Source organism: Pannonibacter indicus, from assembly GCF_001418225.1.
Lineage (GTDB): Bacteria > Pseudomonadota > Alphaproteobacteria > Rhizobiales > Stappiaceae > Pannonibacter > Pannonibacter indicus.
Map to the genome: position 1 here is coordinate 1 of NZ_LIPT01000030.1, position 9,362 is coordinate 9,362.

Sequence of the window (9,362 nt, forward strand, 5' to 3'; positions counted from 1 at the left end):
ATGCCGCCCGCGCTGGCGCCACGACCATCATTGCACTAACAATCAAATTGGACCCGTCCGTGGGGGCCGATCACGCATGATCGTGGAACGCATGTTCCCGACCCTGCCGGTACTCTCACATCTTGAAATCGCGCGAGGGGTGGATGTGGAAACTATTGGCAGCGTGTCCTGATCATGGCCGGGGTGGTCTTGTCCCAGTTCGGCGTCGAGGCGCTGCTGGCCACCTTCATGCTGTTCTGCCGGATTGGCGCCTGCCTGATGGTGGTGCCAGGCTTCGGCAGCGACCGCGTGCCGGTGAAGGTGCGGCTCTTTGTGGCGGTTTCGGCTTCGCTGGCGCTTGCGCCGATGCTGGCGCCCGTGATTCAGGCGGCGATGCCGGCCGCAGATCTCAAGACGGTGGGGCGCTTCATCGTCAGCGAACTGTTCACGGGGTTGCTGATCGGCATCATGGGGCGCTGCTTCATCGCCGGGCTGGAGATGATCGGCACATTCATTGCCATGTCCATCGGCCTGTCGAACATGCCGGGCATGGCCATCGAGGGCAACGAGTCCCTGCCGCCGCTGGCCAGCCTGATGACGCTGACAGCCACCGCGATGATCTTCATCACCAACCAGCACTGGGAACTCTTCCGGGCGCTGGCGCAAAGTTACAACGCCCTGCCGGCCGGTGCCCCCATCGACCCGGCGGCCGGGCTGGCACAGCTGACCGACCGGCTGTCCGAGGCATTCTGGCTTGCCCTGCGCATCGGCAGCCCTTTCGTGATCTACGCCGTCGTCATCAATTTTGCCCTCGGGCTTCTGAACAAGCTGACGCCGCAGATCCCGGTCTACTTCATTGCCACCCCGTTCCTCATTGCGGGCGGCATGTACTTTCTCTTTGTCATCCTGGGTGAGGCGATCATGCTTTTTCTGGATGGCTATGCCACCTGGCTCAGATTCGGTTGAGGCAACAATGTCGAAGAACAGCAAGGAAATCGGGCGCATTCTCAAGCTGCAGCGCCAGATCCATCAATTGTCAGCCTGGATGCTGGTCAATCTCGACCGTCAGGACGAGCAGCTTGCCGAAAAGCAGGACCGCGTGCTGCGCGCCCTGTCCGAGGGCGACCTCGCGATGCACGACCGTTTCATCCGCAATGCCTCGCAGCGCCTGAAGACCATCGCCGAGGAGCAGGCGCAGCTTACTGCTGCCCGGGAGAAGGTTGAAACGGAAATGGCCCGCCAGGGCCGGATGCTGAAGGTCACCGAGCGCCGCCTTGAAACCGTGGCCAAGCTTGAACGCCAGACGGACGAGCATCTGAGCCTTGCCGAGATTCTTGAGCGTCATGTGGGCGGGGCAACGCAAGCCTCCCACAAGCTGGATGATCTAGTCTCCAAGGCAATGAAGGCGTAACGAGGACCTTTGCCATGGCGATTTCTCCCGTTTCCGACATCGTCCTCGATGTCGCCCGCGCCGCGGATCCGCAGCAGATCCGGGCCGCGGCAGCCAAGCTTGAGAGCATTGGCTATGCCGCGTCTGGTGACAGCGGCCTGTTCGAGGATGCCATGGCGGCCGCCGGCCTTTCGGGCGGGCGCGGGCTGGATAATTCGCAGTGGCCCGTCGACGGCTTCACGCCTGCCATCGGCTCGACCGGTTCAGCGCGCGTGGCAATGCTGAACGACACGGCCCTGAACACGCGTGCGCTGTCGCCGGCCCAGAAGTTTGAGGCGCTGATGATGCAGCAGATGGTGGAGGGAATTCTGCCTGAAGACGCGGAAAGTGTATTTGGCTCCGGCACGGCCGGAGGCATCTGGAAATCCATGCTGGCTGAGCAGATCGGTAATCAGATGGCCGCACGTGGCGGTATCGGTATTGCAGAGCTTATCGCCAAGACCCTCGGCAAGCGGGAAACCGCCTGATGGAGCTGCAGCCTGACATGTCTGATGAGGAAAACGCAGAGATTATTTCGCCTGAACCGCTGCCGGTCTATGTGAATGACACATTGATCATGGCCATCATCAAGGCGCATACGGTGGTTGAGGCCGAAACGGAAGCCTTGCGCGAACAGGGCACGGCAGATCTTCGCGCCTTTGAGTTCCGCAAGGGCCAGGCTCTGCTGGAGCTCGCCCGCGCCAGCCGGACACTGCTTGCGCCTGGCATTGATGGTGCGCGTGACGTGGCCGTCGCGACCGAATTGAGACGTCTGCGTGCGGCGCTGGAAGCCAACATGCAGGTGCTTTCGCTGCATCTGGATGCGGTTCGCGAGATTGCCGGGATGATTTCCCAGGCGATGCTTGAAGCGGATTCTGACGGCACCTACTCCCTGGATCACGCGAGGATCCGCCCATGATGCGGCTCCTCTTTGCCGGCCTGTGGGTTTGCCTGACGACGCTTGGCGCCTCCTATGCCGCTGTCTACTGGATGACCCAGGACGGCAATGGGGCAGCCAGGGACGAGCGCCTCATGGTCGGTATTGACTACGAGCAATTGCGGGCCATCAACGTGCCCATCATCGAGAATGGCGCGCTGCAGGGATATGTGGTGGTGCAGCTTGTGTTCACGGCCGATGGCGATGCATTGCGCAAGAGCCCGGTGAAACCGCAGCCCTTCATCATCGATGAGGCCTTCCGTCTTCTCTACACCGATGAGAAGCTGAATTTCCGCAGGCTTGAGCGCTATGATATCGAAGGCCTCAAGAGCAGGGTCCGGGATGCGGTGAACACACGGCTTGGCAACAAGCTCGTGCAGGAGATCCTGGTGGAAGAATTCAATTACTTCACGAAGTCCGACGTCCTGTCGCATTGAGGGTGGCGCCGGAGCTGTCCAGGCATCCGTGAGGGCTGCAATGCTGCCGGACCGTGAGCCCGCGCCTTTCGCCCCCCGTACTTTTTCTTTCTGCTGATCCATCTGCCTTGCTGTACCATAGCTTGCGCTGGACGGGCGGCAATTGAAACTGCTGGCAATCCGCGTCCTGCGCATCTATCCTGCCGTACAACCCCCCGGATATCAGATGCAGACAGCCCTTCTTTTCCTTGGTGCCGCCCTGGCCGAAATCGCCGGATGCTTTGCCGTCTGGGCCTGGTGGCGGCTGGACAAATCCGCCTGGTGGCTGTTGCCGGGCGCGCTTGCGCTTGCGCTCTTTGCTTTCCTGCTGGCGCGGGTGGACAGTCCGGCCGCCGGCCGCACCTTTGCCGCTTATGGCGGGATCTATGTGGTGAGTTCGATCCTGTGGCTCTGGCTTGTGGAGGCGGCGAGGCCCGACCGGTGGGATATTGCCGGGGCGATTGTCATCCTGGCTGGCAGCGCACTGATCATGGCTGGTCCGCGGGGCGCCTGAGCAAGCACAGAGCGAGATGCTTCCGCACCGTGTCTGCCGTCCCTATTAAGGCAGCGGCTTCAGGCGTGCATCCGCCAGCGCCTCGATGAGACGCCGGGTGTTCTCTTCCGGATCTTCCGACGGGTCGGCAAATTCGATGTGGTGGATCTCGACGCTTGATCCGCGTGCGTTCAGTGTCAGGCTGAAATAGATCCAGACCCCGTTGTTACGGAATTCAAGGTCCAGCCGGACATCGGGCGTCGTGTCCCAATCGGCCTCGACATGGGCGCCGAGGCCGTAGCGCAGCGTCTCGTTCTTGAAGAAGAGTTCGGTCGAGGACTTCACAAGATCAGAGATATTGGCGTGCTTCTCCGTACGCACAAAGGCGATGAAGTCGGTGACGTCAATCAGGCGCAACTCTTCGGCAACGTCAGAAACGGCCTGTGCAAGAGCTTCTTCCCGCAAGCGCACCGAGCCCGGAATCCGCGGCATCTGGCTGAAGGATCCCATGCTCATGTTGAAGCCCTCAAAACTCTCGTGCATCACACGACCTTCACTGTCTTGCGCGAATACACGTAACAGATGATTTCCGCAACCATTCTATAGAATTGCGGCGGAATCATTCTTTCCAATTCGGTACTGGCATAAAGTGAACGGGCCAGCTCGCGGTTCTCTACGACGGGAATGTTGTTTTCCTCTGCGATTTGCCGAATCTTGAGCGCGATCAGGTCTTGCCCCTTGGCCACCACAATCGGAGCAGCCGTTTCATCACGCTCGTAGCGCAAGGCCACGGCGAAGTGAGTCGGATTGGCGATCACAAGTGTCGCCTTGGGCACGGCCGCCATCATGCGGTTGCGTGCGCGGTCACGGGCAAGCGAGCGCTGGCGGGCCTTCACCAGCGGATCGCCTTCGGCCTGCTTGAACTCGTCCTTCAACTCCTGCCTGCTCATGCGCAGGTTCTTCCGCCAGTGCATGCGGGCCCACAGAAGATCGAGAGCTACAAGGAGGATCGTTGCGATACAGATGCCCGAAAGCAGCTTCATCGACAGGTGGAGAACGGTTTCCGGCAGGGCGGACGGGTCGGTGAACATGGCATTCACCAGCGCATTGGCGTTCGAGCGGAGCAGCAGGAACGCGACCAGGCTGATGGCTGTGAATTTGAAAACCGACTTGCCGAATTCGACAAGCCCCTGCATGCCGAAGAGGCGGCTCCAGCCCTTTGCGAGCGAAAGGCGCGACAACTCCGGCTTGATGCGGGTGAACACCACCTTCGGCGTGTTCTGGAAGAACGATGCCGCAAGGCCAGCAACCATGAGCATCGCCACGATGGGCGCGAGGAACAGCCCCAGATCCAGGCTGAGGGCATGGGTGAGCTGGATTGCATCCGATCCATTTCCAATGCCGTATCCCCCCGCATTGTCGATGAAACCCGAGAGCCCGGCGCTGAGGCGCTGGACACCCGGTGAAATGACGAAGCTTCCAATCAGCAAAACAGCCAGAAAGGCGGAGAGGATCGAAGCCTCCTTGGAAACAGGTATGTTTCCCTTGTCGATCGCATCCCTGATTTTCTTCTCTGTCGGTTCCTCTGTTTTGGAGTCCTTGTCGTCCTGATCTAACATTTACGCGTCCACCGGTTAGCCAGTCTTCTGCCCCGCCATGCGGAAGGGGGCCATTGCCCCGGCTTCTGCCGGGGAGCGTGTGCCGGGCTTACCGGAAGACGGCGCTGTCTTCCTGCTTCGGATTGAGGTCGATCTCTCCGCGGCCAGCCATCTCCAGGGCAAGATCCGTGATGGACGAGCGCGCCTGAAGCACTTCACGCTGTCCGGCCGGTTCGCCGCCGGCCAGTTCGTGTTCGACGATCTTGCGCGTGCGCGATGTCATCGAAGACAGGATAACCTCGCGGAAGGCGCGGTCGGTTCCCTTCAGCGCCAGAACAATCCTGTCCGTCGGGATCTGGTCGAAGATGGCCATGCGCGTGCGGGCGTTCAGGTTGATGATGTCGTCGAAGGTGAAGAGCAGCCCCTTCAGCAGTTCCGCCGACTTCGGCCGTGCATCCGTCAGGCTCGACAGCGCATCTTCCATGTGGTCACGGTCCATCTTGTTGAGGATGTCCGCCATGCGCGCATAGGAATCGGCTTCCATCGTGCCCGAAAGATTGAGCATGAAATCTTCATGCAGTGTCTTTTCCACGTCGCGCATGATCTCCTGGACGATGGCCTTGATCGACAGCATTCTGCGCATGAGCTGGTTGCGCAGATCCGGCGGCAGCTGGCTCAGTACCTTTGCAGCGGCAGCCGGCCTGATCTTGGAAAGGATCAGGGCCGCAGTCTGGGGGTGTTCCTTCATCAGATAGTTGGCGAGCACGGTCTCCGAAACGGTGGCAATCCTGTCCCAGATCGAGCGGTTCGAATTGCCCAGCACGTCGGACATGATGTCGGAGAGCTGCTCCTCGGGAAGCACACCCTCCAGCATCTTTTCCACCTCGTTCGGCGTGCCATATAAAGTGGTGCCGTTGGAGAATTGCGAGATGAAGTCTTCGGCGAGCTGATCGAGTTCTTCCGCCGCCACCGTGCCGAGCTGCGCTGCGGCAACGGTGATCATCCGGATTTCTTCCTGATCGAAATGCTGCAGGAGACGGCGCGAACTGGGCTTGCCAAGCGCCAGCAGAAGCGCCGCGACTTTCTGCGTGCCCTTCAGGGTGCGCGTCGGCATGAGGGTTTCGGCAGATGTGCTCGCATTCATTTTGCAGTCTCTCCTGCAGCTTAAGTCATGTCAAGGCATCTGAGACGCTTGCGCGTCATGCCCTGAAATTGCTCATGCGCCGCACGGGCTGGTGTCAGGCGTCGAGCAGGCTGTTCTGGGCGCTGATGATTTCGGTCAGCGAAACGCCGAAGCGGGAGTTGTCGTCTTCGACGACGACCACTTCGCCACGGGCAACCACGCGGCCGTTGACCACGATATCAACCGGCTCCCCGACACGGTGGTTGAGCGGAATGACAGCTCCGCGGCCAAGCTTCAGCAGATTGGCGACCAGCATCGTGGCCGAGCCCAGCACGACCTGAATATTGACCGGAATACCCAGGATCGTGTCGAGGTTGCGCTCGTCGCCCATCAGGTCGGAGCTGGTCAGCTTTGCGCTCTTGGATCCGCCGGTTTCAACCTTGGCGAATTCAGCCGCTCCTGCGGCCTTGGCGGAAGGGGTCTCGTTCATATCATTGCTGCTCATGTCAGATCATCCTTGCGGTGGATGGATACGGATCGGAACGGGCCGGTGGCCAGGTCATCCAGACGGTGAACCTTCATTTCCGTTGGCGCGGCGGGGGCGTGTGGTTCGCTCGCCGGCGATGCGGCGTTGCGCAGAGCCGTCTCGACAACCGTGGATACCATGTCGCTGGCAGGAGGCGCCATATGGCCGGCCTTGGCGCGCATCGCGACTTCGGTCGACAGCTGCTTCAGCTCGGATTTGAGCACCGCCTGCTGGCGCTTGGCCTCCCGGGTGAGGGCGTCGATCTCGGCAATCAGCTCCCTTGCGTCATCCATCCTCGCGCCAAGTGCGTTGAGTACCTGCGCCCCGCGGACATTGAGCTCCTTCACCGACACCTCGATGCCATCAAGCGCAAGCGCTGTCTGGTCAAAGATCCGCTGGTAGTCTTCATGGTAGGATCCCAGCCGCCGCAGTTCCCGGTACATGGTGACCATCTTGAAGCTCGTGATCGCCAGAGCGATCAGCAGAACCGCATCAACGAGATAGGAGATCATCAACGATGTCCTTTTCCAGATGGATCAGGTCTTCGACCTGAAGAGTGTAGGAGCCATCCAGCTGGCCAAGACGGCAGTTGAAGATGGGCTGCTGGTTGCATTCCAGCTTCACCGGGCTGCGGGGGGTAGCCTGCAGCTCGATGATCTGGCCTATCTTGAGATTGGCGATTTCGCCCAGCGTCAGCTCCCGCTCCTCCAGCACCGCCTGCAGCTTCACTTCCGTGCGCTGGATCTCGGCCTGGAAATGCTGGGTCCACTGCTTGTCACGCCCTGCCATTTCGCCCGACAGAACCTGCGACAGGCGCTGGCGCAGCGGGTTGAGGGTGGAGTGCGGCATGACGACGAAGATCTCGCCGCCGCGGCCGATGGCCTGGAGCAACAGGCGTGCGACAACGGCCGGATTGTTGCGGCGGCCGATGATGGCAAAGTCCATGCGGCTTTCGACGCGCTCGATTTTCAGCGTCGTCTCGGCGATCGGGCTGAAGGATTCCTGCAGCGCATTGGCAGCCACTTCAAAGACCGTGCGGGCAATGCGCGTCTCGATGGAGGAGAAGGTGCGCTCCTCATCGATCGGCGGCTCGGTGCCATCGGCGCCGAACAGCACGTCGATCATCGTGAAGATGAAGTCCCGGTCGAACCCGATCAGCAGGCGCGTGTCCCATTCCGGGGAATAGAGCACGGCGACCAGGGCGTTGGATTCATAAACATCCAGAACATCGCCGATACGCTCGTTGCCGATATCGGAAACGGAAATGTAGGACGGGGAGGCCGACTTCTGGCGCATCGCATCGGCAAAGACGCGGGCCATGCGGTCGAAGAGCACCGGCAGCATCGGCAGCCGGTCGACGGAGATGCCTGCGGCATCCAGCAGCCGGTCGGTGATCTGGGCGCGTTCCGAATGGAACGAGTTGGCAGCGTGATCAAGCATGACTTACGCCGCTCCCTTCATTTCTGCGGCGCTTTCGCCCACGCCGCCAGAGTTCATGGTTTCGTTTTCGACTTCATCGATGGAGGGGCGGTCGGAGGCCGAGATGGTCTTGCGGCCATGCTCAAGCGCGATCTGCGGAGGCGCGCCATTCATGAAGGCCAGCAGAGACTGCTTGACGATCACATAAGGACGCAGCCGTGCCTCACGCACGCCCTTCACCTTGTGGGCGACAGGCGCCACCAGTGCATAGGAGAGGAAAATGCCGAGAAACGTGCCGACAAGTGCGGCACCGATCAGGGCGCCCAGGATCTGGGGTGACTGGTCGATGGCGCCCATGGCCTTGATCACGCCGAGCACCGCCGCGACGATACCGATTGCCGGAAAGGCTTCGGCCACGGCGGACAGGGCGTAATAGGGCTTCATCTGGTCGCGGTGAACCGTCTGCAGCTCTTCGTCCATCAGCGCCTCGATCTCATGGGCGCGGGCATTGCCGACAATGATCAGGCGGAAGTAGTCACACACGAAGGTGGTAAGGTTCCTGTTGCGGTAGACGGTCGGAAATGCGCGGAAAATTTCGGATTCCTGCGGGTTTTCGATGTGCGGTTCCACCTCGTTGCGGCCCTTGGAGCGCAGCTCGCGCATCAAGGCATAGAGAAGAGCCAGAATGTCGAGGTAGTCGCGCTTCTTCGGCACCGAGTTCAGCACCGCTTCCTGCACGGCGCGCATGGTGTCCTTGATCGTCTTCATCGGGTTGGCAACGAAGAATGTGCCGATCGCAACGCCAACGATGATCAGCACTTCGAAGGGCTGCCAGAGAACCAGCACCTTTCCCCCCATGGCGTAGAACCCGCCAAGGAGTGAAGCCATTGCGATGATGAGACCCAGCATGATTGTCACGAGCCAGCTCCTGCTTGGTGCGTGTGGGATGTCGATGCCCTCACGCTAGGAGACGAGGCTTGCCCGAGGCTGTTGAATTTTGCCGGGCTCGGGCGGGCCGGGATTAACCATGATGCAGCTGCAAGGCGAGGTTGCGGCGCGGTCAGTCAGCCCGGCGCAAGCCTTGGCGGCAAGACTGGCCGCAAGAGGTGCGCCCTGCGTGCCGATTCCTGTTGCCGATCTGTCCGGGCGCATCTGAAGGATGCGATCGGACACAAGTTCTCCGGAGGGGCTGCGCCGATGATCAGCACATTGTTCCAGTATCAGTTGGTGACGCGGGATCTGAGCCGCACACTCGACAACACTGCCAAAGAACCTCAGGTCAAGCGAGAGACGGAATATTATCTGAATTGATCGGCCCCCACGGACGGGTCCAATTTGATTGTTAGTGCAATGATGGTCGTGGCGCCAGCGCGGGCGGCATTGCTGGTTGGGGTTGCAGGGCC

General features: G+C 60.7%; 13 protein-coding genes. 6 read left to right on the forward strand and 7 right to left on the reverse strand.

Annotated elements, in window-relative coordinates; translation table 11 throughout:
- Positions 1 to 174: 174 nt before the first annotated feature.
- The 6 genes from fliR (at position 175) to ASC48_RS19120 (ending at position 3,314) form a co-directional block, all read left to right on the forward strand.
- A complete protein-coding gene (fliR, locus tag ASC48_RS19095; protein WP_055457255.1) occupies positions 175 to 945 on the forward strand; it encodes a flagellar biosynthesis protein FliR in 771 nt (256 codons plus the stop codon).
- 7 nt (positions 946 to 952) lie between these two features.
- Complete coding sequence (locus ASC48_RS19100; protein WP_050474408.1) at positions 953 to 1,390, forward strand: hypothetical protein; 438 nt, start codon at positions 953 to 955, stop codon at positions 1,388 to 1,390.
- Positions 1,391 to 1,404: 14 nt separating this feature from the next.
- A complete protein-coding gene (locus ASC48_RS19105) occupies positions 1,405 to 1,896 on the forward strand; it encodes a rod-binding protein (protein ID WP_055457256.1) in 492 nt (163 codons plus the stop codon).
- A 17-nt stretch (positions 1,897 to 1,913) separates the two neighbouring features.
- Positions 1,914 to 2,327: a hypothetical protein gene (locus tag ASC48_RS19110; RefSeq protein WP_141659032.1), complete on the forward strand. Its 414-nt coding sequence runs from the start codon at positions 1,914 to 1,916 to the stop codon at positions 2,325 to 2,327.
- The gene (locus ASC48_RS19115; RefSeq protein WP_055457258.1) at positions 2,324 to 2,782 is read left to right on the forward strand and encodes a hypothetical protein; all 459 of its coding nucleotides are present in this window, start codon (positions 2,324 to 2,326) and stop codon (positions 2,780 to 2,782) included. The genes ASC48_RS19110 and ASC48_RS19115 overlap by 4 nt, the downstream gene beginning before the upstream one ends.
- A 205-nt stretch (positions 2,783 to 2,987) precedes the next feature.
- A complete protein-coding gene (locus tag ASC48_RS19120; protein ID WP_050474447.1) occupies positions 2,988 to 3,314 on the forward strand; it encodes a YnfA family protein in 327 nt (108 codons plus the stop codon).
- Positions 3,315 to 3,359: 45 nt separating this feature from the next.
- Here the strand turns inward: ASC48_RS19120 and ASC48_RS19125 are convergent, their stop codons facing one another.
- The 7 genes from ASC48_RS19125 to motA form a co-directional block, all read right to left on the reverse strand.
- Positions 3,360 to 3,836, reverse strand: coding sequence for a hypothetical protein (locus ASC48_RS19125; protein WP_055457259.1), 477 nt, complete (start codon positions 3,834 to 3,836; stop codon positions 3,360 to 3,362).
- On the reverse strand, positions 3,836 to 4,912 hold the full coding sequence (gene flhB / locus ASC48_RS19130; RefSeq protein ID WP_055457260.1) for a flagellar biosynthesis protein FlhB: 1,077 nt from the start codon (positions 4,910 to 4,912) through the stop codon (positions 3,836 to 3,838). The genes ASC48_RS19125 and flhB overlap by 1 nt, the downstream gene beginning before the upstream one ends.
- An 88-nt stretch (positions 4,913 to 5,000) precedes the next feature.
- Entirely contained in the window at positions 5,001 to 6,035 is a 1,035-nt protein-coding gene (locus ASC48_RS19135; RefSeq protein WP_055457261.1) for a flagellar motor switch protein FliG, read from the reverse strand.
- Between the two features lie 94 nt (positions 6,036 to 6,129).
- Complete coding sequence (gene fliN, locus ASC48_RS19140) at positions 6,130 to 6,405, reverse strand: flagellar motor switch protein FliN (protein WP_371328666.1); 276 nt, start codon at positions 6,403 to 6,405, stop codon at positions 6,130 to 6,132.
- 110 nt (positions 6,406 to 6,515) lie between these two features.
- Positions 6,516 to 7,052 (reverse strand): hypothetical protein, encoded by a 537-nt coding sequence (locus ASC48_RS19145; protein ID WP_055457262.1) that lies wholly within the window; start codon positions 7,050 to 7,052, stop codon positions 6,516 to 6,518.
- The gene (locus ASC48_RS19150; protein WP_050474415.1) at positions 7,033 to 7,980 is read right to left on the reverse strand and encodes a flagellar motor switch protein FliM; all 948 of its coding nucleotides are present in this window, start codon (positions 7,978 to 7,980) and stop codon (positions 7,033 to 7,035) included. The genes ASC48_RS19145 and ASC48_RS19150 overlap by 20 nt, the downstream gene beginning before the upstream one ends.
- A gap of 3 nt (positions 7,981 to 7,983) precedes the next feature.
- Complete coding sequence (motA, locus tag ASC48_RS19155) at positions 7,984 to 8,877, reverse strand: flagellar motor stator protein MotA (RefSeq protein ID WP_055457263.1); 894 nt, start codon at positions 8,875 to 8,877, stop codon at positions 7,984 to 7,986.
- Positions 8,878 to 9,362: the final 485 nt, after the last annotated feature.

What these genes read in the sequence shown, in the direction of transcription:
- ASC48_RS19150 (WP_050474415.1), bottom strand. Translation starts at nt 7,980, where the DNA reads ATGCTTGATCACGCTGCCAACTCGTTCCATTCGGAACGCGCCCAGATC.
- ASC48_RS19110 (WP_141659032.1), top strand. Translation starts at nt 1,914, where the DNA reads ATGTCTGATGAGGAAAACGCAGAGATTATTTCGCCTGAACCGCTGCCG.
- ASC48_RS19135 (WP_055457261.1), bottom strand. Translation starts at nt 6,035, where the DNA reads ATGAATGCGAGCACATCTGCCGAAACCCTCATGCCGACGCGCACCCTG.
- ASC48_RS19125 (WP_055457259.1), bottom strand. Translation starts at nt 3,836, where the DNA reads ATGCACGAGAGTTTTGAGGGCTTCAACATGAGCATGGGATCCTTCAGC.
- ASC48_RS19100 (WP_050474408.1), top strand. Translation starts at nt 953, where the DNA reads ATGTCGAAGAACAGCAAGGAAATCGGGCGCATTCTCAAGCTGCAGCGC.
- ASC48_RS19105 (WP_055457256.1), top strand. Translation starts at nt 1,405, where the DNA reads ATGGCGATTTCTCCCGTTTCCGACATCGTCCTCGATGTCGCCCGCGCC.
- fliR (WP_055457255.1), top strand. Translation starts at nt 175, where the DNA reads ATGGCCGGGGTGGTCTTGTCCCAGTTCGGCGTCGAGGCGCTGCTGGCC.
- ASC48_RS19145 (WP_055457262.1), bottom strand. Translation starts at nt 7,052, where the DNA reads ATGATCTCCTATCTCGTTGATGCGGTTCTGCTGATCGCTCTGGCGATC.
- ASC48_RS19120 (WP_050474447.1), top strand. Translation starts at nt 2,988, where the DNA reads ATGCAGACAGCCCTTCTTTTCCTTGGTGCCGCCCTGGCCGAAATCGCC.
- ASC48_RS19115 (WP_055457258.1), top strand. Translation starts at nt 2,324, where the DNA reads ATGATGCGGCTCCTCTTTGCCGGCCTGTGGGTTTGCCTGACGACGCTT.
- fliN (WP_371328666.1), bottom strand. Translation starts at nt 6,405, where the DNA reads ATGGGCGACGAGCGCAACCTCGACACGATCCTGGGTATTCCGGTCAAT.
- flhB (WP_055457260.1), bottom strand. Translation starts at nt 4,912, where the DNA reads ATGTTAGATCAGGACGACAAGGACTCCAAAACAGAGGAACCGACAGAG.